Genomic DNA, 25,809 nt, shown 5'->3' with positions numbered 1-25,809 from the left:
TATGGATGATATCGAAACCCGCGCCGCCCTCTTGGCCAGCCTGCCCGGCATCGAGGCGCTGCACGTGTCTGCCGATGGCAATTGGGTGTTCTGGTCATGGGCCGGCCCGCATGAAAATACCGAAATTTACTGCGCCCCGACCGATGGCAGTGCTTCCCCCAAACGGCTGACGACAAGCCGCGACCATGCCTATATCCGCGCCGTCAATCATAATGGCAGCCAAGCCATTTTCGCCCGCTCGCCCGATAGCTGCGAGCGTGACCAGTTGTTTTTGCTCAGCCGCGATGGCGCAGAGTCTCCGCTGACCCATGCTCAGCGCGACCATTATGTGTTTGGCGGTGCGTTCTCGCCCGATGGGAACTGCGCGATCTGGATTGCCGATTACGACTACACCGCAGGCCAGCCCACATCCGGCGGCTGGATCTGGGTGCAAGACCTAGCCAGCGACACGCGCCGTGTTTTGCACAAAATGGAAGGCCCGTTTGAATCCGGTGCCGAATTTTCGCCCGATGGCGCGCATATCCTGTGGCGTGTCATGTCCGGCCCCGCCGGGGCCACGCAGCTTTGGATAATGTGCGCCGATGGCAGCGAGGCGCGCGAGGTTGTGCGCGCCTCCGACACCAGCCCGATTACCGGCGCATGGCTTGATGCCGATACGATACTTTTCATCGGTGAGGGCACAACGAACGATTATGTGGGCCGCTATACCCTGTCCACCAACAAGGCCGAAGCACTGGCCGAAGCGGCTGATTTCAACCCGCAAGGGCTGATCGCCGGGCCGGATGGGCGCTGCGCGGTTATCGCCTATGCGGATTCACGCTGCACACCCGAGCTGCTGGCAGGCCACAGCCGCACCCCGCTGGCCAACCCCACCGGCCGCGGCTCTATCCTGCCGCTTGGCAGCCACCCCGATGGTAGCTGGATTGTTGAAGCCTATGACGCGGGCGCGCCGCATGAAATTCTGCGCCTGCACCCCGACGGGCGCTGCACAACCATTGCGCGCGCCCCGCATGGCGCCGCCTGTATCCGCCCCGAAAGCCTGCACTGGACATCGCCCGATGGCACGCGCGTGCAGGGCTGGCTTTACAAGCCCAAAGGCACGCCGCGCGGCCATGTCACCTATGTGCATGGCGGCCCGACCTGGCATTCGGAAGACTGGACCAATCCGAAAATCCAGTTCTGGCTGTCATGCGGCTATTCGGTGTTGGACCCGAATTACCGTGGCTCTACCGGGCGCGGCATGGCCTGGCGCAAGCGCGTAAAGGAAGATGGCTGGGGCGGGCGCGAGCAGGCCGATATCCGCGCGGGAACCGAAGCAGTTATCGCGCTGGGGCTGGCGCAGCCGGGGCGCATTGCCGTGGCGGGCAACAGCTATGGCGGGTTTTCAAGCTGGTATGCCATTACCCGCCATGCCGATCTGGTCAATGCCGCCATCCCCATGTGCGGCATGTATAAGCTCGATATCGACTATAACGAAACCGAAATGCCCTGGGGCAAAAGCTATTCCGAAGAGATGATGGGCGGCAGCCCCGCAGAATTGCCCGAGAAATATGCCAACGCCTCGCCCGGCAATTTTGTTGACAATATCAAAGGCCGGGTGATGGTGGTGCATGGGCTGGCCGATACCAATGTCGGGCCCGCCAACACCCATGTGGCGGTGCAGGATATGCAGGAAAAGGGCATCAACCACACGGTGCTGCTGTTTGCGGATGAGGGCCACGGCGTGACACGGCGCAGCAATCTGGCACAATATCTTGCCGCCAGCGCGCAGTTTCTGGAGGATGCTTTCGGCCATGAATGACCTGCGCGGCTTCTTCGTAGCAGGCCCCCATGACAGCGGCGAGCCTGTCATGGGCCATTATTATGAGATGGCCAGCGCCGACCCAACCCGCCCGCAAGTCTGGGGCTATACGGGCGGCCTCAGCTATGCCCCCGGCGAGCGGCTTGCACTGCACGCCATCGCCACCTCACCCGAGATCAGCCTGACGATTATGCGCGACGGCCTTGCGCCCGAAACCGTGTTCAGCGGCACCATTCCCGGCGGCATGGCCCCCACCCCCGCCACCTGTTCGCAGCAGGGTTGCAACTGGCCCAAACGCTGGGCGATGGAGATCCCCGCCAACTGGCGCTCGGGCGTTTACCGTGTCGCGCTCACCATTGCGGGCCATGCCTCCGAGCATATGTTCGTGCTGCGCCGTGCCGCCCACCAGCCCAAAGCCGATGTGCTGATGCTGCTGACCACCGGCACTTGGTGCGCCTATAACGATTGGGGCGGCTCGAACCATTACCAGGGGCTGTGCGGGCCGGACGGGCGCGACTTTGCCGCCGATGTTTCGCTGCTGCGCCCCTGGGCCACGGGGTTTGTGCGCTGGCCCGATGGCGCCCCGCGCATTCCCCATGCCAGCCCGCCGCTGACCCGCCCGCGCTATCCGCATATGGAATTTGCTCGCGCCAACGGCATATCCAAGAAATACGCCTCATCAGGCTGGGCGGCATTCGAGCGCCCCTTCGCGCTTTGGGCCGAGGCCGAGGGGATCACGCTCGACTACACCACCCAGCACGACCTGCACCGCGATGCCGAGGCGCTTGCGGGTTACGAGCGTGTCACCATCGTCGGCCATGATGAATACTGGACATGGGAGATGCGCGACCATCTCGATGCCTGGCTCGATGCGGGTGGCCAGCTTGCGCGCTTTGCGGGCAATTTCTTCTGGCAAACGCGGCTATCCGCCGATGGGCTGACCCAGACCTGCTATAAAAGCCGCGCTGCCGAAGACCCGACCACAAACCGCCGCCGCCTCACAACCTATTGGGACAGCCCCGCGCTTGGCCGCCCCGCCGCCGCCACAATGGGGCTGACAGGTGCTGCCGGCGTTTATGCGGGCTGGAGCCGGTGCGCCGCGCATGGCGCCGGCGGCTTCACCATCTACCGCCCGCAGCATTGGGCAATGGCCGGCACCGGGCTTGGCTATGGCGATGTTCTGGGGCGGAATGCCACGATCTTTGGCTACGAGGTCGACGGGCTCGACTACACAATGGCCGATGGCCTGCCATCGCCCGCGAAAAACACCGGGCTGCACGGGCGGCTGACCATTATCGGCATGGCCCCGGCCACAACGCTGGCCCATTCAACCGGGCCGGATGATGCCGACCCCTTCATCGGGCAGGATGACCTGCGCGAGGTTGCCGAGGTCGTGCATGGCGAAACGTCACCTGAAACCCTTGCCCGCGTGGCGCGCGGCAACGGCATGATGGCGCATTATCGGCGCGGGCGCGGCGCGGTCTTCAATGCAGGCACCTGCGAATGGGTGGCCGGGCTGATCCGCCGCGATGCCCCGGTCGAACAGGTCACCCGCAACCTGCTCACTGGCGCCTGGCGCTAGGCACACAAACGCCGCCCGAATTGCTTCGGGCGGCGCGGCATGTCAGCCCAGATCAGAACGGGCTGTCAGGATAGTAGTATTGTGCGGCGTTTTCCGGCGTGACCAGAACCGAGCCAATGGTAAACGTGCCCGAAACCGGCGCATTCGAGACCAGGCCCACAACCGTCATTTCAATTGCCGTGGCAATCATCGCGGGCGGATAGGTGACGTTGGCAGGGATCATCGCATCGCCATCGCGGGTGCGGGCGATCATCTCTTTCATGCCGGCCCCGCCCAGAACGAACTGGATGTCGTCACGGCCCGCCGCTTCAATCGCCGCCAGAACACCGATGGCCATATCGTCATCCGAGGCCCAGACCGCGTCGATCTCAGGGTAGCGCGACAGGAAGTCCTGCATCACGGTGAAGCTGTCATCGCGGTTCCAGTTGCCATGTTCCATTGCCAGAACGTTGATGCCCGAACCTTCGATTGCGGCATTGAACCCGTCAACGCGCATATTGTCGATGGTTGTGGGAATGCCGCGCAGCACGACGATATTGCCACCCTCGGGCATGGCGCCAACCATGAATTCGCCCGATACACGGCCAAAGCCCTCATTGTCGCCAGCAACATAAAGGTCTTCGATGCCCTCAACCGAAAGGCCACGGTCAACAACCGTGATCCAGACACCGGAATTGCCAACGGCCTGCACAGGGCCGGTCAGCGGCTCAGATTCAAAGGGCAGAACGACCAGCGCGTCAATGCCGCGCGTGGCCACCATATCCTCGATATCGGCGACCTGCTCGGCCGGGTCCGAAGCGGTTGCCAGAACAAGGTCAACATTCGGATAGGTGGCTTCCAGACGGGCCACGGTTTCCTGAGCAAAGAAGTTCATGCCCCCCGCCCAGCCGTGGGTTGCTGCCGGAATGGACACGCCAACCGTAAATTCCTGCGCCACAGCCGGCATGGCCAATGTGACCATTGTCGATGCGGCGATTGCAGATTTTGTGAATATATTCAACGCTTTTCTCCTCCAGTGGTTGAAACGCCCTCTCCTCAGGACGTTTTGCGTTCGCGCTGCAAAATCACAGCGAGAATGATGATGACCCCCTGAATCGCGCCGTTCAGATAGGGCGATACAAAGTCGGTCAGGTTCAGAATGTTCTCGATCAGGCCAAGGATAAGCACCCCAAGCACCGTGCCCCAGACGCGGCCAAACCCGCCCTTCAGCACCGTGCCGCCGATAATCACCGCGGCAATCGCCTCCAGCTCCCACAACACTCCTGTCGAGGATGAGGCCGAGCCGAGCCGCGGCACATACATGATGGTGGCCACGCCAACCAAAAGCCCCAGCATGGCATAGGTCAAAAGCCGTGTGCGCCTGACGTTTACGTTGGAATAATGCGCCACATCTTCATTGCTGCCGGTGGCGGCGCAATGGCGGCCAAACACCGTGCGGCTCATCAGGATTTCACCCAAGATCACCACAATGGCGAACACGATGATCGGCCATGCAATGCCGAAAATCCCGTCGAAATAGACCGGGCGGTAAAAGGTGCGCAGCTCGAAATCCAGCGACAGCGTGCCGCCATTGGCCAGCCATGTAACAAGGCTGCGGTAAATCCCCATCGTGCCCAGCGTTACGATAAAGGCTTCAATGCGCAACGTGGTTATCATGAACCCGTTGAGCAGCCCCGCCAGAATGCCCGCAAAGATCGCCACGACCATGCCCAGCAGCACGATGGGAATGCCAATGCCCATGCTTGGCAGGGCGGCGTTCATCACCAGAATCATCAGCCCGGCAATGAAGGCCGCCATCGAGCCGACCGACAGGTCCAGCCCGCCTGCGGTAATCACAAAGGTCATGCCCACCGCGATGATGCCAATAAAGGCCGAGCGCGCCAGCACATTGGTAATATTGCCCGCGCTCAGGAAGTTGGCGTTGATCAGCGCACCCGCGATGACAAGCAGCACCAACGCCAGAATGGGGCCAAGCACGGTCATCGAGGGGAGGCGCGACAGCTTCCCGCCGCCAGTGGTTTCGTTGACTGTCGACATCTTAAATCGCTCCCATCGGGTTGTTTTCTGCTGTTGCGGCGCGCGTCAGGGGCTTTGCCCCGACACCCATAGCCAGCTTCACAATTGCGTCTTCGGTTATGTTTTCGCCTGAAAGCGCGCCCGCAAGCCGGCCCTGGCGCAGCACCAGCACACGGTCGGCAAGGCCGATTGATTCCTGCATTTCCGAGCTGATCATGATGATCGCATGGCCCTTGGCGGCAAGCGCGCGCAGAAAGGCGTAAATCTGCTGCTTGGTGCCGATGTCGATGCCGCGCGTCGGCTCGTCGATCACCAGAATCTTCGGATCGGCCAGCATGGTTTTGGCCAGAAGCAGCTTTTGCTGGTTGCCGCCCGACAGGTTGCCAACCTTCACGCTGCGCGCCCCGGCGCGAATGTCAAACTCGGCAATGGCGCTGGTCAGCGCCACATCCTCATCGGCGGTTTTGGTGAAAACGGGGCCAAATTTTTCGGCCAAAGTCTGCAAGGTCAGGTTCGGGCGCATCCCCCAATCCAGCAGCAACCCTTTCAGCTTGCGGTCTTCGGTGAGGTAGCACAGACCGTGGCGCAAGGCATCTGCGGGGCTGCGCATTTTCACGGGCTTGCCAAGAATTTCGAGCGAATCGATGCTGGCCGCGCGCAGCCCGCACAGCCCTTCCATCGCCTCGGTCCGGCCCGCGCCGATCAGCCCGGCAATGCCCAGAATTTCGCCGCGCTTCAGCTCGAACGCTATGTCATGGGCAAAGCGCGGCACGCTCAGCCCCTGCACGCGCAGCACAACCTCGCCCTCCGCCACGGCTTCGGGCTTCTCTGGGAACAGGTCCGACACATCGCGCCCCACCATTTTCGTGGCCATGTCATCTTCGCTCAGCTCACGCGCCGGCCCGCAATGCACAACCGCACCATCGCGCATCACGGTCACACGGTCCGCCAGCAGGCTCACCTCGTCCAGCTTGTGCGATGTGAACAAAATCGCCGTGCCCGCATCGCGCAACCGGCTGACCTGTTCGAACAATATCGCGGCTTCGGCATTGGTCAGCACGGCGGTTGGCTCGTCCATCACCAGCACCCTGGCCTTGCGCGACAGCGCCTTGGCGATTTCCACCATCTGCTTGTCAGAGTTCGACAGGCGCGAAACAGGCGTTGCCGGATCAACCTCGCAGCGCACCATTGCCAGATATTCCCTGGCCTGGCGGCGCATCTCTGCCCGGTCGGCCAATAGCCCGCGGCGAATTTCGCGGCCCAGAAAGATGTTCTGCTCCACCGTCAACTGCTCGGCAAGGTTGAACTCCTGGTGGATCATCACGATCCCGGCCTCCTCGCCATCATGAAGCGATTTGAAGGCCACCGGCGCACCATCGAGCAGCACCTCGCCGCTGGTCGGCGGCTGGTAGCCTGCCAAAATCTTCATGGTGGTCGATTTACCGGCACCGTTCTCGCCAATCAGCGCATGAACCTCGCCCGCGTAAAGCTCAAGCCCCACGCCATGCAGCACCTCGATCGGCCCAAAGCTGCGCCGGATATCTTTCAGGGCAAGTCTGGGCCGCGCGCTCATAGTGCAACCCAGGCGGCGTTTTTGCGGTTGGAGGCGACGCAGGCGGCAATAAAGGCCATGCCCGCCAACCCGTCATCAATACCGGGCAGCAGGCCCATTGCATCGGCGCGGCTTGCCCCGCTTTGCACGGCGCGAATGGCTTCGGCGGCGGCGGTATAGATATTGGCGAAGCCTTCCAGATACCCTTCGGGGTGGCCGGATGGTATGCGCGACACGGCATTGGCCGCATCCATCGCACCGGCACCGTTGCGGCGGATCAGGCGCTTGGCCTCGCCATGCGGGGTGAACCACAGATAGTTCGGGTCTTCCTGGGCCCATTCCAGCCCGCCCTTGTCGCCATAGATGCGCAGGCGCAAACCGTTTTCATTGCCCGGCGCCACCTGGCTCGACCACAGCATTCCCCGCGCGCCACCTTCATAGCGCAGCATGATATGGGCGTTGTCATCCAACTGCCGCCCGGCACCGAAACTGTGCAAATCGGCGGCCAGTTCCACGCCTTTCAAGCCCGATACAAAGCAGGCAAGGTTATAGGCATGGGTGCCGATATCACCAATCGAGCCACCGGCGCCCGAACGCGCCGGGTCCACCCGCCATGCGGCCTGTTTCTGGCCCTCGGCCTCGATCGCATCGGTCAGCCAGTCTTGCGGATATTCGGCCTGCACGAGCCGCACCTTGCCGATCTCGCCGGCCGCCACCATCGCGCGGGCCTGGCGCACCATCGGATAGCCCGTGTAATTATGCGTCAACACGAACAGCGCATCGCTTGCCGCCACGGCCTTGGCCATCGCGGCGGCATCATCCGGCGTTGCGGTCAGCGGCTTGTCGCAAATCACATGGATTCCCACGTCCAAAAACGCCTTGGCGGCCGGGTAGTGCATGTGGTTGGGGGTGACGATGGCCACTGCCTCGATCCCATCCTCGCGCGCCGCCTCGGCTGCCGCCATTTCGGTAAAGTCCCCATAGCAGCGCGCCGCATCCAACCCCAAAGCCGCCCCGCTGGCGCGCGATTTTTCGGGGGTGGAAGACAGCGCACCGGCCACCAGTTCGAACCGCCCATCAATGCGGCTGGCAATGCGGTGAACGCCGCCGATAAAGGCGTCATTCCCGCCGCCAACCATGCCCAAACGAATTTTTGTCATGGTCATATCCCCAGCATTTTGCGGTTGGCCGCCTCATCCGTTCCACCATCGGCGAAATCGTCAAAGGCGCGTTCGGTCACGCGGATGATGTGATCGGCCACAAACCGCGCCCCTTCGCGCGCCCCGTCCTCGGGGTGTTTGATGGCGCATTCCCATTCGACAACGGCCCAGCCGTCAAAGCCATTGGCGGCCATTTTCGAGAAGATCGCCCCGAAATCGACCTGCCCGTCGCCCAGGCTGCGGAAGCGCCCGGCGCGGTTGACCCATGACTGAAAGCCGCCATAAACGCCCTGCCGCCCTGTCGGGTTGAACTCGGCATCCTTGACATGGAACATTTTGATCCGGTCTTTGTAGATGTCGATATTGTCAATATAATCAAGGCATTGCAGCACATAATGCGACGGGTCATACAGCATGTTGCAGCGCGCATGGTTGCCCACACGCTCCAGAAACATCTCAAAGGTCACACCGTCATGCAGGTCTTCGCCGGGGTGGATTTCATAGCAGACATCCACACCGTTTTCCTCGGCATGGTCCAGAATCGGGCGCCAGCGGGCGGCCAATTCGTCAAAGGCGGTTTCCACCAGCCCTGCCGGGCGCTGCGGCCACGGATAGACATAGGGCCAGGCCAAAGCACCCGAAAACGTGGCATGGGCCGAAATGCCCAGATTGCGGCTGGCAGTGATGGCCTTTTTCACCTGATCAACCGCCCAAACCTGCCGTGCTGCGGGGTTGCCACGCACTTCCGGCGCTGCAAACCCGTCAAAAGCCGCGTCATAGGCGGGGTGAACGGCCACAAGCTGGCCCTGCAAATGGGTGGAAAGCTCGGTCACCTCAATGCCGTTTTCAGCCGCCTGCCCCTTGAACGTGTCGCAGTAATCCTTGCTTTCGGCGGCGCGGGCAAGGTCGATGAAGCGCGCATCCCAGCTTGGCACCTGCACGCCCTTATAGCCACAATCGGCCGCCCATTTGGTGATGCCATCCCAAGTGTTGAACGGGGCGTCATCGCCTGCAAACTGCGCCAAGAACAGCGCCGGACCCTTGATGGTTTTCATATCTGTCTCCCTTTCACCTTCGCCTAGACGAAGCGGTTCACGATGTTTTCGAGTATTTCCTGACGGCCCGAAACCGGCTGCGGGTCCAGCCCCTCGGCTTCCACCCGCGCGGCGATCGTCGCCAGATCGGCATCGAGCATCGCCTTGGCGGCGGGGGTCTGCCAACCGGCATAGCGTTCGGCGCGGGCGGCTTCCAGGCTGCCATCTTCAAGCATGGCGGCGGCGGCCTTCAGCCCGCGCGCGCATACATCCATAGCCCCCGCATGGGCGGCGATCAGGTCCACCGGGTCAAGCGACTGGCGGCGCAGCTTGGCATCGAAATTCGTGCCGCCGGTGGTAAAGCCCCCGGCTTTCAGAATTTCGTAATAGGCCAGCGCCACTTCCGGCACATTATTGGGGAACTGGTCGGTATCCCAGCCCGACTGGTAATCATTCCGGTTCATGTCGATCGAGCCGAAAATGCCAAGCGAAGCCGCCATCGCAATCTCATGCTCAAACGAATGCCCCGCCAGAATCGCATGTCCCTGCTCGATATTCATCTGCACTTCGCCCTCCAGCCCGAAACGCTTGAGGTTCCCGTAAACCGTGGCCACGTCGTAATCATACTGGTGCTTGGTGGGTTCCTGCGGCTTCGGCTCGACCAGAATCGCACCCTTGAAGCCGATCTTGTGCTTGTAATCGACGACCTTGGCCAGAAAGCGGCCCATATGGTCCAACTCTTGGCTCAGGTCGGTGTTGAGCAGGGTTTCATAGCCCTCGCGCCCGCCCCACAGCACATAATTCTCGCCGCCCAAACGATGGGTGGCATCCAGGCACAGCTTCACCGTTGCCGCCGACCAGGCGTAAATATCCGGGTCGGGGTTCGTCGCCGCGCCCGACATGAAGCGGCGGTTGGAAAACAGGTTCGCCGTGCCCCAAAGCAGCCTGGTCTTGCTGGTCGCCATCTTGGCTTCGAAAATGTCGATGATCTCTTCGAAATTGCGGCGGCTTTCAGCAAAGCTCGCACCCTCGGGGCGGATATCGGCATCATGAAAGCAGAAATAGGGCGCGTTCAGCAATTCGAACATTTCAAAGGCCACATCGGCCTTCAGCCGCGCGCCCGCCATCGTGTCATCCATCCAGGGCCGCGCGAATGTCTGCCCGCCGAACGGGTCGCCGCCGGGCCATGCAAAGCTGTGCCAATAGGCCACGGCAAAGCGCAAATGGTCCTCCATCCGCTTGCCGGCCACCATCGCATCGGGGTTGTAATGGCGAAAGGCCAACCCGTCGCTTTGCGGGTCATAGTTCAGCGGCGCAATATCGCCAAAAAACTGGGTCATTCTGTCAGGCTCCTGATATCGGTAAAACTTTGGCTGGCCTCGGGAGGCAGATTGTCGCGCACATAAATGGCCAGCGTTATGGGAAGGCAGCTTGCCAGCGGCAGCCGGTTGGCGGCGGCGCGCATCAGCTCGATGGCGCGGTCGATCTCATCCTCGGGGCGCTGGTCGATGACCACATCAACCAGCCCGTCCTTCAGGGCTGTGCGGGTATGCGGCATCAGGTCATGCACCACGCAGAAGGGGCGCGTGGGGCGGCGGGCAAACAGCCGCGCAATGCCGCTGCTGCCCCCGCCGATATTGTAAACCGCGCTGATGTCCGGCGCGGCGCGCAAGGCCTGCTCCAGCCTGTCCTCAACAATGTCATTTCGGTCGCGGCCAATGATTTCAGCGCGCAGCGCGATCTGCGGAAAATCTGCTTCCAGCACGGCCCGGAAACCCGCCAAACGTTCCTGGTGGTCGCGCAGGCTGAGCGAGCCGACAATCGGCTGCACCGCGCCCGCCCCGCCATTATGCGCCATGCCCACCATACGCGCCGCCGTGCGCCCGGCCATTGTGTTGTCAATGCCGACATAGCCCATCCGCTCGCTGGCATTCAGATCAGAGATAAAGCTGAACACGGCAGCGCCCTGCCCTTGCAAGGCGGCCAGTTGCGCGGCCACGCCGGGGCTTTCGATCCCCACAACCGCCACGCCGTCATAGCCCGCACCGGCCAGATTTTTCAGCGCGCCCTCCAGCGCCGCCGCCTCAAAGGCCTCGACCCCGACAATATCGATCGTCTGGCGCAGATCGCGGCCCGCAAGGTCACGCTGGGCCAGCAGTGCATGGATATGGCGAAAGAAGGAATTGCTTTCCGTCGGAATGACGAAGGCGAAGCGGTATACCCGCTGGGTGGACAGGTTCGCCGCCGCGACATTGCGCACATAGCCAAGCGCCGCCACGGCCTTTTGCACCTTTTCAACCGATTTCTGCGCAACGCCGCCGCGCGCATTCACCACCCGGTCGGCGGTCGCATAGCTTACACCCGCAGCGCGGGCAACATCCGACAATGTTGGCGTTTTCATCTTCCCCCCAACCCGGCAGCCGCGTTCTATCCCACGGCCAATCCCGCGGTGCCGAATCTCTTGACCAACAGCATGTGCGCCAGAATGCCATACGTCAATCATTTTTTGACATACGTCTATCATTTCTTCTGCCTCCGGCGGCAGCCAAACCTGTTTTGCAGCGCATCGGTCATATTTTGTTGCTGCTCTAGCTATGTTGCAATCTGCAAGTCTGCTGTCAAAGGGCTTGCATGTAATGTATACTTGCTGTCGTATTTGTGTCACCGTAACGCCGTAAAGAACCCGAGATGCAAACTGAAACCCAGAGGAAACAATGAAGAATTTCACGCTCATCCCAGCAATCGCGGCCCTGGCCATTGCCCTGCCCGCCAATGCCCAATTTCGGCTTGATGACCGGTTCACCGATGCCGATGGCGACCTGATTGCCGACATTCCCACCGATCCGGCCGACCAGATCGACCCCGACACGCTGATCTTTGCCTATACCCCGGTCGAAGACCCTGCCGTTTATGCCGAAGTCTGGGCCGGGTTCCTCGAGCATCTGTCCCAGGCCACGGGCAAGGATGTGCAGTTCTTCCCCGTTCAGTCGAACGCGGCGCAAATCGAGGCCATGCGCGCCGGCCGTCTGCATATTGCCGGGTTCAACACCGGGTCCAACCCGCTGGCCGTGGCCTGCGCCGGCTTCCGCCCCTTTGCGATGATGGCCGCCGATGACGGCTCGTTCGGCTATGAAATGGAGATCATCACCTATCCCGGTTCGGGCATCGAAACGGTTGAAGATATCCGCGGTGGCCAGATGGCCTTTACCGCCGAAACATCGAATTCCGGCTTCAAGGCGCCCTCGGCCATTCTGTCGGCCGAATTCGGCATGGTTGCCGGCACCGATTTCGAGCCGGTCTTTTCTGGCGCGCATGACAATTCGATCATCGGCGTTGCCAATAAAGACTATCCTGCCGCCGCCATCGCCAATTCGGTGCTGCGCCGCATGTTGGAGCGTGACGTTGTCACCGCCGATCAGATCGTCACCATCTACACCTCGCAAACCTTCCCCACCACGGGCTATGGCACTGCCTATAACCTGACACCGGAGCTGCAAACCGCCATTCAGGAAGCGTTTTTCAGCTATGACTGGGAAGGCACCGCGCTGGCCGAAGAATTTTCCGGCAATGGCGAATCGCAGTTTATCCCGATCACATTCAAGGATAACTGGGCCGTGATCCGCACCATCGACGAGGCTTCGGGCGTCGTCTACGCGTGTAACTGAACCCGCAATTGCGGCCATGATTGCGGGCGGCAGCTTGCCGCCCGTGACGCTTTGAAGAAGGTTTGATCGATTATGCTCACGCTTGAAGGTCTGTCCAAGACCTATAAGACAGATGACACCGCATTGTCCGATGTGTCGCTTGTGGTTCCCAAAGGCCAGATTCTGGGGCTGATCGGCCCATCAGGCGCAGGCAAATCCACGCTCATCCGCTGCATCAACCGCCTGGTCGAGCCGACCAAGGGCAAGGTCGTGCTGGGCGATGTGAACCTTGTCGGCCTTGGCAAGCGCGAGCTGCGCCGCCAGCGCCGCCGCATCGGCATGATCTTTCAGGAATATGCCCTGGTCGAACGCCTGACCGTTATGGAAAACGTGCTGTCGGGCCGTCTGGGCTATGTGCCCTTCTGGCGCAGCTATCTGCGCAAATTCCCCAAATCCGACATCCAGCGCGCCTATCAACTGCTCGACCGTGTCGGCCTGCTGGAACATGCCAGCAAGCGCGCCGACGCGTTATCCGGCGGCCAGCGCCAGCGTGTTGGCATTGCGCGTGCCTTGGCCCAAAACCCCGAATTGCTGCTGGTGGACGAGCCGACAGCCAGCCTCGATCCGAAAACCAGCCGCCAGATCATGCGCCTGCTCACCGAAATCTGCCAGGAAACCAACCTGCCCGCCATTGTGAACATCCACGATGTGCCGCTGGCCCAGCAGTTCATGCAGCGCATTGTCGGGCTGCGCGCTGGCCGCGTGGTGTTTGAAGGCACCCCCGATGAGCTGACCCAGAACGCGCTGACCACGATCTACGGCGAGGAAGACTGGAATGCCATGCGCCAGGGCGATCAGGAACAGGCCGAGGCCGAAGCCGATGCCAAGGCCCGCATGGCGGTGCTTAGCCTATGAGCGCGCCCGGCATGAACCTGTCGGACTATCCGACCACCTGGAAACGCCCGCCACAGTTAATCAAGGACCGGCGCTGGCGTATCGGCATCCAGATCCTGATCGTCGTCTATCTCATTCTGGCAATTGACACGGTCGAGGTGAACTGGACCCGCGTTTACGAAGGGCTGGAACGCGGCCAGCGCTTCATCCTTGGCTTCTTGCAGCCCGATTTTGCCAGCCGCTGGCGCGATATCAGCCAGGGGCTGATCGAAAGCCTCACCATGTCGCTGACCTCCACCGTCATCGGCGTGGCCATCTCCATCCCCATCGGCATCGGGGCGGCGCGCAACCTTGCCCCGCGCTGGATTTACTATATCTGCCGTTCGATCATCGCCGTCAGCCGCGCGCTGCAAGAGGTGATCATCGCCATCTTCTTCGTGGCGATGTTCGGCTTTGGCCCCTTCGCGGGCTTCCTGACCCTCACCTTCGCCACGATCGGCTTTATCGCCAAACTGCTGGCCGATGATATCGAGGAAATCGACGAGGGGCAGGCCGAAGCCATCCGCGCCACGGGGGCCTCATGGTGGCAGGTCGTCACCTATGCGGTGCAGCCGCAGGTTTCGCCGCGGCTGATCGGCCTGTCGCTTTACCGGCTCGACATCAATTTCCGCGAAAGCGCGGTCATTGGCATTGTCGGGGCTGGCGGCATTGGCGCCACGCTCAACACCGCGATCGACCGGTATGAATATGACAGTGCCGGCGCGATCCTGCTCATCATCATCGGCATTGTTTTCGTTGCCGAATACAGCTCCGGCTATCTGCGAAAGTTCCTGCAATGAGTGAGATTACCAGTTACAAACAGGTCTGGACCTATCGCACCCCGCGCGGCCGTCTGCTGCTTTGGGGCGGCTGGCTGGCGCTCGTGGCGCTCTTTGTCTGGTGCTGGCAGTTGATGACCGAAAAGACCATCTGGTTCTTCGTGCTGGACGCCCCCACACAGGCCGCCGATATCGGTGGCCGCATGTTTCCGCCGCGCTGGGCCTATATGCCCGAGCTGTGGATGCCGCTCTGGGATACGATCAACATTGCCACTCTGGGCACGATCGGCGGTGTGATCATGGCCGTGCCGGTGGCCTTCATGGCGGCGCGCAACACTTCGCCCTCGGTGCGCATCTTGCGGCCCGTCGCGCTGTTCATCATCGTCGCCTCGCGCTCGATCAACTCGCTGATCTGGGCGCTGCTCCTGGTGGCGATCATCGGGCCGGGCCTGCTGGCCGGGATCGTGGCCATCGCGCTGCGCTCCATCGGTTTTGTCGGCAAGCTGCTTTACGAGGCGATCGAGGAAACCGACGCCAAGCAGATCGAGGCGATCACCGCCACGGGCGCCAGCGGACCACAGGTGCTGACCTATGGCATCGTGCCGCAGATCATGCCGGCCTTCTGGGGCATTTCGGTGTTCCGCTGGGATATCAATATCCGCGAAAGCACCATTCTGGGGCTGGTTGGCGCGGGCGGCATCGGCCTCAAGCTGCAAGCCTCGCTCAACACGCTGGCCTGGAGCCAGGTCTCGCTCATCCTGCTGCTGATCCTGTCCACCGTCGTGGTCAGCGAATGGGTCTCGGCCCGAATGCGCCACGCAATCATCTAAGGCTCCAGCAGCCCCGCAATCCGGCGCAGCCGCTCCGTGTCTTCGGGAAGCGTCAGCGCCGTCTCGGCCCGCCCCAGCGCCAGTCTGGCATGGCGGCGGGCCTGTTCTATATAGTCGGCCTGACCAAGGGCAGACAGTGAGACGAAGGCTTTTTGCAGCCTGATCCCGGCTTCCACATTGCCCGCCCCGTCGCGCGCCAGCACGGTAAACGCATCGTCGAACATCTCGCCCAAATCCAGCGCCGGCACGATAATCCGGTCATGGCGCGCCTCGGGCAGCGCATCGTCCAAAGCCTTGGCCCAGCCGGCGAACAGCCGCACGAAACGCCCGATGATCACAATCGCCGTGCCGGCATCGTTTACAGCAGGCGACAGCGCGCGCGCCGCAATTTCCGAAAGCACGATCAGCCCGAAACGCGGATCTTCCTCGAATGTCCGGTCATCGCCGATCACGAATTTGCGGGCAATCCGCGCGGCAAGCTCCTCATCAACCTTTTGCCCCTCACCCAGCAGCACCACGGCACGGCCCGGTGCCACAAAGGTGCCGGGCAGGGTTTCAACCATCATGTGTAAGTCATGCTCATCGGCAAGGCTTTGCAGCCCCTGCATGTCGATATGCTGCACATAGCCGATATTCGGGCTGTATACCGCCGCGCCCTCCAGTGCATTTGCCCCGGTTTTCGCCACGCCGCCAAGCCAGGGGTTCTTGCGGCGCTGCTCCATACTGTTGCGCGCCGCCGCCTCGGCCTTGTCAATCGCCGTGCCCAGCCGCCCGAGCCGCGCGATATTGTCGACCCAACGCACGAAGGTCAGCACGACCCAGCCGAAAATCGCCAATGTCAGCACGAACAACACGAACAGGCCGCCACGCTCGTAAAGCCCGGTTTTCAGCGTCACGATCGATACGATGCTGAAGATGAAGGCGCCGATAAAGCTGGACAGCGCGGTTTGTGACACATCATCGGCCAGCACCAGCGCAAAGGCGCGCGGCGTGGCCGCATCGCTGGCCGAGGCATAGCTGGCAATCATCGAGCCGACCGCGAAAGTGGCCACGGCCAGCATGGAGGATGAGATGATTTTCAGCAGCGTTTCAATCGTGTCGGGCGAGATATCGGGCAGATACCTGCCAAACACCGCGAAATCCGCCGCCATTGCCAGCAGCGAGGCCAGCACCGCCAGCAGGCAATAGATCAGCGGTTTCACCCAAAGCCGCTTGCGCAACTGCATCAGGTAGAAGGCAAGGTTGAACTTCATGGCGCGGCCTTTGCTGCAAATCATTTCAGCACCGCGGGCTTGGCGCGGGCCGGGTGCAACTATAGGCCAGCGCCCCCTGCCCGGCTAGGGCGTTGCTAGATCACCGCGCGTTCCCAAAGCGGCTGGCCGCGCAGAATCCGCTCATAGCGCAGCGGGCTCAAATCAAGGCTGCGAAAGGCGCCATAGGTCAGCCATTCCGCCGTGCCGCGCCCCATAGCCGCCGATTGCTGCAAGCCGTGGCCGGAAAACCCGTTCAGGAAGATGAAGTTCGGCAGTTCCGGATGTGGGCCGACAATCGCGTTCTGATCGAAGGTGTTATAGGCATAATGCCCCGCCCATTCGCTTTGCACCTTGATCGCTTCAAACTGGGGGATGCGCGTGGCGATGACCGGCCAGACATGGCTTTCCCACAGGTTGAAATCCATTGCGAAATCGTCAAAATCCACCGCCGGGTCCACATCGCCATGCCCGCCCGCCATATAGGTTCCGCCGCCGTTTTCACGAAAATGCACACCCGACGGGTCAATCGTCAGCGGCAGGGGCTGGTCGAGCGGGTTTTCGGCCTTGAACACCCATGTGAAGCGTTTGCGCGGCTCGACCGGCACGCTTAGCCCCGCCATTTTTGCCACAAGTGCTGCCCGTGGCCCGGCGGCATTCACCACCTGCCCGCAGCCCAGAACCGTGCCGTCACCCAATGTAACCGAGGCCACGCGCTGCCCGCCTGCATCACGGTTCACCGCCACGACCTCGCCGCGCACATACTCCACCCCACGCTCGCGCGATTGCCGCCGCCACCAGTCAAACAGCGTGCTGCCATCAAAAAACCCCTCATCCTTGCGGTTGATAGAGCCAAGGATGATGTCATCGAGCTGGTAGAACGGATAGGCCGCCTTCAGCGCGCTTGCATCCAGCAACTGCGTTTGCGCCCCCGCTGCAAGCTGCACCTTCTGGTTGGCGCGCAGCACGTCGGCAAAGCCTTCATTGTCCGCCAGATACAAATAACCGAAATTCTGCACGCTCAGGTTCGGCACGCGTTCATCGCCCCCCATATTGGTGCGCAAATCCTTGATGAAGGCGGCGGCAAATTGCGAGATCTGCACATTCAGCGGGTCGGAAAACTGCTGGCGCATACAGGAATTCGTGTGCGTGGTCGAGGCGGTGGCATAGCTCGGGTCGCGCTCCACCACCAGCACCGTGCCGTCAAAATCGGGGGTATCGGTCAAAAACCACGCGGTCGAGGCGCCCATGATGCCGCCACCGATAATGACCACATCATAGTTTTGCCGGCTTGGCTGATTGGCTGGCATGGCGCGCGACTCCCCGATGAATTTGCGCTCAATTCACCATAGGCCGCGCGCCCCTGCCAGCCCCAAAATCAGCCCCCCAGAATACCGGGCAGGCGCAGCTTGTTCACCCGCGCGCAATCCAGCGCCACCTCATAGCCCGCATCGGCATGGCGCCACACGCCCGAGGCCGGGTCGTTCCACAGCACCCGTTCCAGCCGTTTGGCGGCTTCCGGCGTGCCATCGGCCACGATCACCACCCCGGCATGTTGCGAAAACCCCATGCCAACCCCGCCGCCGTGGTGCAGGCTTACCCATGTCGCCCCGCTTGCGGTATTGACCAGCGCATTCAATAACGGCCAGTCCGATACCGCGTCCGAGCCATCGCGCATCGCTTCCGTTTCACGGTTCGGGCTGGCGACCGAGCCAGAATCCAGATGGTCGCGCCCGATCACAATCGGCGCTTTAAGCTCCCCGCTGGCCACCATTTCGTTAAACGCCAGCCCCGCCTTGTGCCTGTCGCCAAGCCCGATCCAGCAAATCCGCGCGGGCAGGCCTTGGAATGCAATCCGCGCGCCCGCCATGTCCAGCCAGTTGTGCAAATGCGTGTTCTCGGGGAACAGTTCCTTCATTTTCGCATCGGTCCTGGCAATGTCTTCCGGGTCGCCCGACAGCGCCACCCAGCGGAACGGGCCAATGCCCTTGCAAAACAGCGGGCGAATATAGGCGGGCACGAAACCGGGGAAGGCAAAGGCATCCTTTAGCCCCTCCTCCAGCGCCATCTGCCTGATATTGTTGCCATAATCAACCGTCGGCACGCCTGCTCTGTGGAAATCGACCATCGCCGCGACATGGGTTTTCATGCTGGCCCGCGCCGCGCGTTCCACCGCTTTCGGGTCGCTCTCGCGCTTGTCCTTCCATTCGGCCATGCTCCAGCCCTGCGGCAGATAGCCGTTCACAGGGTCATGCGCGCTGGTCTGGTCGGTCACGATGTCGGGGCGCACGCCGCGCTTGTATAGCTCCGGAAATACATCCGCCGCATTGCCCAGAAGCGCGACCGATTTCGCCTCGCCCGCCGCTGTCCAGGCCGCGATCATCGCCAAAGCCTCATCCAGGCTGTTGGTCTTCTCATCGACATATTTCGTGCGCAGCCGAAAGTCGATGCTGTCGGGGTTGCACTCCACCGCCAGGCAACACGCGCCCGCAAACACCGCCGCCAGCGGCTGCGCGCCGCCCATGCCGCCCAGCCCCGCCGTCAGCACCCAGCGGCCCGACAAATCGCCGCCGTAATGCTGCCGTCCGGCCTCGGCAAAGGTTTCATAGGTGCCCTGCACAATCCCCTGCGTGCCGATGTAAATCCAGCTTCCCGCCGTCATCTGGCCATACATCATCAGGCCCTTTTTATCGAGCGCGTTGAAATGGTCCCAGGTCGCCCAATGCGGCACGAGGTTCGAGTTTGCGATCAGCACGCGCGGCGCATCGGGATGCGTGCGCACAATCGCCACGGGTTTGCCCGATTGCACCACCAGCGTTTCATCCGCCTCCAGATCCCGCAGACTGTCGCAGATCAGATCAAAGTCCTTCCATGTCCGCGCCGCCCGACCAATGCCGCCATAGACCACCAGTTCATGCGGGTTTTCGGCCACATCGGGGTGCAGGTTGTTCATCAGCATCCGCAAGGGTGCCTCGGTCAGCCAGCTTTTGGCCGAAATCTCGGTGCCGGTCGGCGGAAAAATATCGCGGGTGTTCTTGCGCGGGTCGCTCATTGCGGTCTCCATTGCGAAAGGAAGGTCAGAATATCGGAAAGTTGGGCGCGCAGCCGCGTGGCGCGGGCGGCATCATAGGTCCAGGGCGGGGCCTCGGCGGCCAGATAGGTGCTTTGCGCCAGCTCCATCTGAATGGCGTGGATGCCCGCTTGCGGCTGGCCATAATGCCGCGTTGTCCAGCCACCCTTGAAGCGGCCATTCAGCACATGGCTTCGGCCCGTGGCCTTGCAGCGCGCCAGCACACCGGCTTCGATGCTTGCCGCGCAGGTGGTGCCAAGGTTGGTGCCGATGTTGAAATCGGGCAACACGCCCGCAAACAAGAACGGAATTTCGCTGCGGATTGAATGGCAATCATACAGCACCGCAAAGCCGTGCCGCGCCTTGGCGCGCGCCAGCGCCTCGGCCATAGCCGCATGATAGGGCGCGTGGAATTTTTGCGCCCGCGCCGCCACCTCCTCCGCCGTCGGCCCCGCGCCCTCACGGTAAATCGGCAGCCCGTCAAAATCGGTGGTCGGGCACAGGCCGGTCGTGTTCTGGCCGGGGTAAAGGCTTTGCCCGCCCGGGTCGCGGTTGGCATCGATCACATAGCGATGGAAGCTCGCGCGCACGCTCGATGCACCTTCCGCCAGCCCATCGTAAAGCTGGTGGATATGCCAGTCGGTATCGGCCAGCGCCTGCCCCCTTGCGTTCAGCCGCGCGGCGATATCGGGCGGCACATGGGTGCCGGTATGGGGCAGGCCCAGCACCAGCGGGCTGTCGCCAAAATGCGCTTCAACGCTCATAAAACACCGCCATAAATGCGTTTATGCAGGCTGTTTGTGCCAATCCGGTAGGCAAGTTCGGCAGGCTCGGCCACATCCCACACCGCCAGATCGGCCCGCAAACCGGGCGCAATCTGCCCCCTGTCGGCCAGCCCAAGCGCGCGCGCGGCCACCCGTGTAACGCCTGCCAGCGCCTCCTCCGGCGTTAAGCCGAACAACGTGCAGCCCATATTCACCACCAGCAAAAGCGAGCCGAGCGGAGATGAGCCGGGGTTCCAGTCTGTCGCCAGCGCCATCGCCACACCCTGCGACCGGAAGGCCGCAACCGGCGGCATTTGTGTTTCGCGCAAGGTGTAGAATGCGCCGGGCAGCAGCACGGCCACCGTGCCCGAAGCCGCCAGCGCGCGCGCATCATCCGTGGTGCAATATTCCACATGGTCGGCGGAAAGCGCACCATAGCGCGCCGCCAGTGCCGCCCCGCCCAAATGGCTAAGTTGCTCGGCATGAAGCTTTACCGGCAGGCCCAGTTCGCCCGCCACATCAAACAGCCGCGCAATCTGTGCGGGCGAAAAGGCGATGCCCTCGCAAAACCCGTCAACCGCATCAACCAGCCCTTCGGCATGGGCGGCGCGCAGCGTCGGAATGCAGATATCATCCAGATATTCATCGCCATCCGCGCCCTTGGGCACGGCATGTGCGCCCAGAAAACTTGTGCGCACCGTAACATCGCGCGCCAAAGCCACCGCGCGGGCCACGCGCAGCATTTTCAACTCGGTCGCACGGTCCAGCCCATAGCCGGATTTGATCTCGACCGCGCCCACGCCCTCGGCGATCAGCGCATCAACCCGCAGCAGCGCGCTGGCCAGAAGCTCCGCCTCGCTCGCGCCGCGCGTAGCACTAACGGTCGAAATAATTCCGCCGCCGGCGCGCGCAATCGCCGCGTAACTTTCGCCATTCAGCCGCATCTCGAATTCGCGGGCGCGGTGCCCGCCATGCACCAGATGCGTATGGCAATCTATCAGCGCCGGGCTCACCAGCCGCCCGCCCATGCTGTGCTGCGGCGCATCGGCATAAGCGGCCGGCAGGTCCGCCTGCTTCCCGACCCATGCAACAACACCAGCCTCAACCACAATCGCCGCATCTGCCACCAGCCCATAGGGCGCGGCATTCGGCACCATCGTGGCGGCGCTCAGCTCTGTCAGGATGAAATTTTCCGGCATCTGCAATCCCTTGCTTATCGCTGCGCAGACGATATTATGTATATACATATAAAGTCAACGGATTCGCTCATGCAAATTATCCATGCCCGCCAAGCCCTTACGCCCGAAGGTTGGAAAGACGATATCGCCGTCACCCTGGGCGATGATGGCCGCATCGCAGAAATCGCGCCGCAAATCGGCACGGCAGATTGCACGGTTGGCCTGCTTCTGCCCGCCCCCGTGAACCTGCACAGCCACGCCTTTCAGCGCGCGATGGCCGGGCTGAGCGAGGCGCGCAGCCCCAACCCGGCCGACAGTTTCTGGACATGGCGCGACCTGATGTATCGCTTCCTCACCCATCTCACGCCGGATGATGTGGAGGTGATCGCCGCGCAGGTTTTCATGGAAATGCTGGAAAACGGCTATGGCGCGGTCGCAGAATTTCACTATCTGCACCACGCGCTTGGTGGCACGGCCTATGCCGACCCGGCTGAAATGTCGGCCCGCATCATTGCCGCCGCAAACCGCGTTGGCCTTGGCCTGACCCTGCTGCCGGTTCTTTACCAATATGGCGGCTGCGACCAGCGCCCGCTGTCCGGCGGCCAGCTCCGCTTTGGCAATACGCCCGAAAGCTATGCCAACTTGCTAAACGCAATCACGCCCGGCGCCCCCGATTTCATCCTTGGCGTGGCGCCGCACAGCTTGCGCGCCACCAGCCCCGAAGCCTTGCGCGACATTGCCGCGCTGCGCCCCGATGCCCCCATCCACATCCACATCGCCGAACAACTGGCCGAGGTCGACGAGGTGCAGGCCCATCGCGGCGCGCGCCCGGTGGAATGGCTGCTTGACAACGCCGCGCTTTCGCCGCGCTGGTGCGCCATTCACGCCACGCAGATGACCGAGGGCGAAACCACCGCGCTTGCAAAATCCGGCACCATTGCCGGGCTCTGCCCGATCACCGAATCCAACCTTGGCGATGGTATTTTCAACGGCACCGAATTTCTGGCCGCGGGTGGCGGTTTCGGCGTCGGCTCCGACAGCAATATCCACATCACCCTGTTCGAAGAACTGCGCGTGCTGGAATATAGCCAACGCCTGCGCCACAAATCCCGCGCAGCACTTGCCCGCCCGAATGCCTCGACCGGCCATGTGCTTTACACCGGGGCGCTGACGGGCGGCGCGCGCGCGGCTGGGCGCAACTCTGGCGCGCTTGCCCCCGGCCTCTGGGCCGATATGGTCGCGCTTGCCACCGACAACGCCTTTTTGTGCAACCGCAAGGGCGACATGGCGCTGGATACCGCCATTTTCGTGGGCCACGGCCCGTCCTGCATTACCGATGTCTGGTCGGCGGGTCGCCACAAGGTGCAGGGCGGCCAGCACCGCGACCATGCCTCCATTACCCGCGATTTTTGCGCCACAATGGCGGCACTCCAGGCCCGCCTCTAAAAAAATACGCTGCACCCGCCAAGGATTGCGCCGGCGCCCGCGTCTCATCTAACGTGATGTTGATGGAAACCTCGGACGAAGATTTGGCGCTGGCAGCGGCGGGTGGCGACAGGGCCGCCTTCGCGCTTTTGCTCGACCGCCACTATGACCGGATTTTCGCGCTCGCCTTTCGCCTGTTCGGGCGGCGGGCCGATGCCGAAGATCTGACGCAGGATATTTGCGCCGCCCTGCCCGCCAAACTTGCGGGTTGGCGCGGCGATGCGCGCTTCACCACATGGCTTTACCGCGTTGTGGTGAACGCCTGCCACGATGCCCGCCGCCGCCTTGCCACGCGCGCCAAAGCGGCCAACGGTTGGGGCGATTGGGAAAAATCCCGCCGGGCCGAGGCGCGTGAGGCGGCCGAGGCGCAAGACTGGCTGCAAACCGCGATGGCCCGGCTTGGCGATGATCTGCGCGACACGCTGGCGCTGACCCTGGGCGAAGAGCTGACCCAGGCCGAAGCCGCCGAGGTGCTGGGCGTGTCCGAAGGCACAATCGCCTGGCGCATGTCGGAAGTAAAAAGGAAATTGCGCGCTATGGCCGCAGAGGAAGGTGTCGCATGAGCGATGAATTTGACCGCCTGAAAGACGCATTAAAGGCCGCACCACCAGCCCCTGATGCCGCGCGCCGTGCTGAAAACATTGCCGCCGCGCTCAAAAATTTCGATGAGGCCCAAGAAAACGCCAACGCGCCGCGTCCTACATCTGACCGCCCACAAGGTGCGGGACTGATGACAGGAGTTTTCAAGATGTTCAACAAGCTTTCCGCCAATGCCGCATTGATCGGCAGCACATCCGTGGCCGCGCTGGTCATCGGCATTTACATTGCCAACCCGTTTCAGGCGAACAATACCCTGCCCGACAGCCCGCCGCGTGTGGATGTCGCCGCCGAGGAACTGGCCCGGCAAGGCGCCAGCCCTGACATAACCCAGCCCACAACCCCCGCCGTGGATGAGCGCGTGACAACCGCCAATGCCCCCGCCGAAGCGCCCACCGCCCCGATAACAGAATTTGACCAGCCCGTTGTTGATACGGCGACCGACACAGACGGGCGGGCACGCACTGAGGCGGCTGATGGTGGTGACGGTTACGCAACCGCCCAGGCCACTGAACTGGCCGATTCCACGACCCTTCAACGCCAAGCCCCCGCCAGCCCCGTGCTTGGGGGCGTGGTGGCCGAGGCCGAGGCACAGGACTATGCCGCAGCCCCCGCGCCGCGCGCCGCGGCCCCCCTGGCCAGCGGCATGGTCATGCCCGTTGTCACCCCTTCCGACATGGCCATCCCCCGGCCCGAAAACACCGAGGAATTTGCGAATGAAAGCCCGAACCCGGTGCAGGTCACGCTGGAAAACCCGGTTTCCACCTTTTCGGCCGATGTCGATACCGCAAGCTGGGCCATTGCCCGCTCATCGCTGATGAGCGGCTATCTGCCCGGCCCCGACACGGTGCGCATCGAGGAAATGGTCAACTATTTTCCCTATGACTATGCCGCGCCCGATGCGGGCGAAGGGCCGTTTCGCCCGTCGATTTCGGTCATGCAAACGCCGTGGAACCCCGACACCCGGCTTGTGCGCATCGCATTGCAGGGCGAAATGCCGAGCGTTGAAGACCGCCCGCCGCTGAACCTTGTGTTCCTGATTGATACGTCCGGCTCGATGGACAGCCCCGACAAGCTGGGCCTGCTGCGCCAGAGCCTCAAGCTGATGCTGGGCGAGCTGCGCCCCGAAGACCGGGTCGCCATTGTCGCCTATGCGGGTTCCGCCGGGCAGGTGCTTGCCCCCACCGCCGCGGCGGACCGCGCCACGATCATGGCCGCGCTTGACAGGCTATCAGCAGGTGGCTCCACCGCTGGCCAGGCTGGCTTGCAACAGGCCTATGCGATTGCGGCGGGCATGATGGAGGAAGGCGAGGTTGCCCGCGTGCTGCTGGCAACGGATGGTGATTTCAACGTCGGCATTTCCGACCCCGACGCGCTGAAAGACTATATCGCCACCCAGCGCGATACCGGCGTTTACCTTTCGGTGCTTGGCTTCGGGCGTGGCAACCTGGACGATGCCACCATGCAGGCGCTGGCCCAGAATGGTAACGGTCAGGCGGCGTATATCGACACGCTGGTCGAGGCGCAAAAGGTGCTGGTCGACCAGCTCACCGGCGCTTTGTTCACCATCGCCGGCGATGTGAAATTGCAGGTGGAGTGGAACCCGAGCATGGTCGCCGAATACCGGCTCATCGGTTACGAGACCCGCGCGCTGGCGCGTGAAGATTTCAACAATGACCGCGTTGATGCGGGCGAGCTTGGGGCCGGCCATTCGGTGACTGCGCTTTATGAGATCACCGCGCCCGATTCGCCTGCCTTGCTGAACGACCCGCTGCGCTATGCCACTGCCGCGCCCGCCAATGGCAGCGGCGAGCTTGGCTTCCTGCGGCTGCGCTTCAAGGCGCCGGGCGAGGATGTTTCGCAGCTCATCGAAACCCCCATCCTGCTGCCCGAGGCCACCACACCCCCCGATGCCGACGCGCAATTCGCCGCCGCCATCGCCGGGTTCGGCCAGCTTCTGCGCGATGCGAAATATCTGGGTGACTGGGGCATTGATGACGCCATCGCGCTGGCCATTGCGGGCCGCGGGGAAGACGAATTCGGCTACCGCGCCGAGGCGATCAACCTCATGCGGCTGGCCGGTTCGCTATTGCCGAAGTAAGGTTTCGGTAACGATCACCGGGCCGTGGCGAAG

At 62.5% G+C, this 25,809-nt stretch carries 21 protein-coding genes; 9 read left to right on the top strand and 12 right to left on the bottom strand.

Features of this window, described 5'->3' with window-relative positions:
• The first annotated feature begins 1 nt into the window (after position 1).
• Both LGT41_RS07405 and LGT41_RS07400 read left to right on the top strand, forming a co-directional pair.
• Positions 2-1,801, top strand: coding sequence for a S9 family peptidase (locus LGT41_RS07405; RefSeq protein WP_274129477.1), 1,800 nt, complete (start codon positions 2-4; stop codon positions 1,799-1,801).
• Entirely contained in the window at positions 1,794-3,383 is a 1,590-nt protein-coding gene (locus LGT41_RS07400) for a N,N-dimethylformamidase beta subunit family domain-containing protein (protein WP_274129476.1), read from the top strand. Before LGT41_RS07405 ends, LGT41_RS07400 begins: the two co-directional genes overlap by 8 nt.
• A 52-nt stretch (positions 3,384-3,435) precedes the next feature.
• Here the strand turns inward: LGT41_RS07400 and LGT41_RS07395 are convergent, their stop codons facing one another.
• The 7 genes from LGT41_RS07395 to LGT41_RS07365 all read right to left on the bottom strand — a co-directional run bounded on the left by LGT41_RS07395 (position 3,436) and on the right by LGT41_RS07365 (position 11,546).
• Entirely contained in the window at positions 3,436-4,344 is a 909-nt protein-coding gene (locus LGT41_RS07395; protein WP_274129684.1) for an ABC transporter substrate-binding protein, read from the bottom strand.
• A 74-nt stretch (positions 4,345-4,418) separates the two neighbouring features.
• The gene (locus tag LGT41_RS07390; protein ID WP_274129474.1) at positions 4,419-5,420 is read right to left on the bottom strand and encodes an ABC transporter permease; all 1,002 of its coding nucleotides are present in this window, start codon (positions 5,418-5,420) and stop codon (positions 4,419-4,421) included.
• Position 5,421: 1 nt separating this feature from the next.
• Positions 5,422-6,972: a sugar ABC transporter ATP-binding protein gene (locus tag LGT41_RS07385; protein ID WP_274129473.1), complete on the bottom strand. Its 1,551-nt coding sequence runs from the start codon at positions 6,970-6,972 to the stop codon at positions 5,422-5,424.
• Positions 6,969-8,111: a Gfo/Idh/MocA family protein gene (locus LGT41_RS07380; RefSeq protein WP_274129472.1), complete on the bottom strand. Its 1,143-nt coding sequence runs from the start codon at positions 8,109-8,111 to the stop codon at positions 6,969-6,971. The genes LGT41_RS07385 and LGT41_RS07380 overlap by 4 nt, the downstream gene beginning before the upstream one ends.
• A gap of 2 nt (positions 8,112-8,113) precedes the next feature.
• Entirely contained in the window at positions 8,114-9,166 is a 1,053-nt protein-coding gene (locus LGT41_RS07375; protein WP_274129471.1) for a sugar phosphate isomerase/epimerase family protein, read from the bottom strand.
• Positions 9,167-9,189: 23 nt separating this feature from the next.
• A complete protein-coding gene (xylA, locus tag LGT41_RS07370) occupies positions 9,190-10,485 on the bottom strand; it encodes a xylose isomerase (RefSeq protein ID WP_274129470.1) in 1,296 nt (431 codons plus the stop codon).
• Positions 10,482-11,546, bottom strand: coding sequence for a LacI family DNA-binding transcriptional regulator (locus LGT41_RS07365; protein WP_274129469.1), 1,065 nt, complete (start codon positions 11,544-11,546; stop codon positions 10,482-10,484). Before LGT41_RS07365 ends, xylA begins: the two co-directional genes overlap by 4 nt.
• A 313-nt stretch (positions 11,547-11,859) precedes the next feature.
• On the opposite strand from LGT41_RS07365, the gene phnD reads away from it, so the two are divergent.
• The 4 genes from phnD (at position 11,860) to phnE (LGT41_RS07345) (ending at position 15,331) form a co-directional block, all read left to right on the top strand.
• Entirely contained in the window at positions 11,860-12,810 is a 951-nt protein-coding gene (gene phnD, locus LGT41_RS07360; RefSeq protein WP_274129468.1) for a phosphate/phosphite/phosphonate ABC transporter substrate-binding protein, read from the top strand.
• A gap of 72 nt (positions 12,811-12,882) precedes the next feature.
• Complete coding sequence (gene phnC / locus LGT41_RS07355) at positions 12,883-13,704, top strand: phosphonate ABC transporter ATP-binding protein (RefSeq protein ID WP_274129467.1); 822 nt, start codon at positions 12,883-12,885, stop codon at positions 13,702-13,704.
• Positions 13,701-14,522, top strand: a complete 822-nt coding sequence (phnE, locus tag LGT41_RS07350; protein ID WP_274129466.1) for a phosphonate ABC transporter, permease protein PhnE — start codon at positions 13,701-13,703, stop codon at positions 14,520-14,522. Before phnC ends, phnE (LGT41_RS07350) begins: the two co-directional genes overlap by 4 nt.
• Positions 14,519-15,331 carry a phosphonate ABC transporter, permease protein PhnE gene (gene phnE, locus LGT41_RS07345; RefSeq protein ID WP_274129465.1) on the top strand — a complete coding sequence of 271 codons (813 nt, stop codon included), beginning with the start codon at positions 14,519-14,521 and terminating at the stop codon, positions 15,329-15,331. Before phnE (LGT41_RS07350) ends, phnE (LGT41_RS07345) begins: the two co-directional genes overlap by 4 nt.
• Here phnE (LGT41_RS07345) and LGT41_RS07340 read toward each other — a convergent pair.
• The 5 genes from LGT41_RS07340 to hutI form a co-directional block, all read right to left on the bottom strand.
• Positions 15,328-16,584: a DUF2254 domain-containing protein gene (locus LGT41_RS07340; RefSeq protein WP_274129464.1), complete on the bottom strand. Its 1,257-nt coding sequence runs from the start codon at positions 16,582-16,584 to the stop codon at positions 15,328-15,330. The two genes, phnE (LGT41_RS07345) and LGT41_RS07340, sit on opposite strands and share 4 nt — an antisense overlap.
• Positions 16,585-16,679: 95 nt before the next feature.
• Positions 16,680-17,891 carry an NAD(P)/FAD-dependent oxidoreductase gene (locus LGT41_RS07335; protein ID WP_274129463.1) on the bottom strand — a complete coding sequence of 404 codons (1,212 nt, stop codon included), beginning with the start codon at positions 17,889-17,891 and terminating at the stop codon, positions 16,680-16,682.
• Positions 17,892-17,959: 68 nt separating this feature from the next.
• Complete coding sequence (hutU, locus tag LGT41_RS07330; RefSeq protein WP_274129462.1) at positions 17,960-19,633, bottom strand: urocanate hydratase; 1,674 nt, start codon at positions 19,631-19,633, stop codon at positions 17,960-17,962.
• Complete coding sequence (gene hutG / locus LGT41_RS07325) at positions 19,630-20,415, bottom strand: N-formylglutamate deformylase (RefSeq protein WP_274129461.1); 786 nt, start codon at positions 20,413-20,415, stop codon at positions 19,630-19,632. The genes hutU and hutG overlap by 4 nt, the downstream gene beginning before the upstream one ends.
• A complete protein-coding gene (gene hutI, locus LGT41_RS07320) occupies positions 20,412-21,572 on the bottom strand; it encodes an imidazolonepropionase (protein ID WP_274129683.1) in 1,161 nt (386 codons plus the stop codon). Before hutI ends, hutG begins: the two co-directional genes overlap by 4 nt.
• 111 nt (positions 21,573-21,683) lie before the next feature.
• Here hutI and LGT41_RS07315 point away from each other — a divergent pair, with 111 nt between their 5' ends.
• The 3 genes from LGT41_RS07315 (at position 21,684) to LGT41_RS07305 (ending at position 25,776) form a co-directional block, all read left to right on the top strand.
• Positions 21,684-23,039 carry a formimidoylglutamate deiminase gene (locus LGT41_RS07315; RefSeq protein WP_274129460.1) on the top strand — a complete coding sequence of 452 codons (1,356 nt, stop codon included), beginning with the start codon at positions 21,684-21,686 and terminating at the stop codon, positions 23,037-23,039.
• A 62-nt stretch (positions 23,040-23,101) separates the two neighbouring features.
• On the top strand, positions 23,102-23,641 hold the full coding sequence (locus LGT41_RS07310; protein ID WP_274129459.1) for an RNA polymerase sigma factor: 540 nt from the start codon (positions 23,102-23,104) through the stop codon (positions 23,639-23,641).
• Entirely contained in the window at positions 23,638-25,776 is a 2,139-nt protein-coding gene (locus LGT41_RS07305; RefSeq protein ID WP_274129458.1) for a vWA domain-containing protein, read from the top strand. Before LGT41_RS07310 ends, LGT41_RS07305 begins: the two co-directional genes overlap by 4 nt.
• The last annotated feature ends 33 nt before the right edge of the window (positions 25,777-25,809 follow it).

Origin of the sequence: Abyssibius alkaniclasticus (genome assembly GCF_020447305.1) — a bacterium.
Lineage (GTDB): Bacteria > Pseudomonadota > Alphaproteobacteria > Rhodobacterales > Rhodobacteraceae > Abyssibius > Abyssibius alkaniclasticus.
This window is presented reverse-complemented; position numbering and strand designations above follow the sequence as displayed.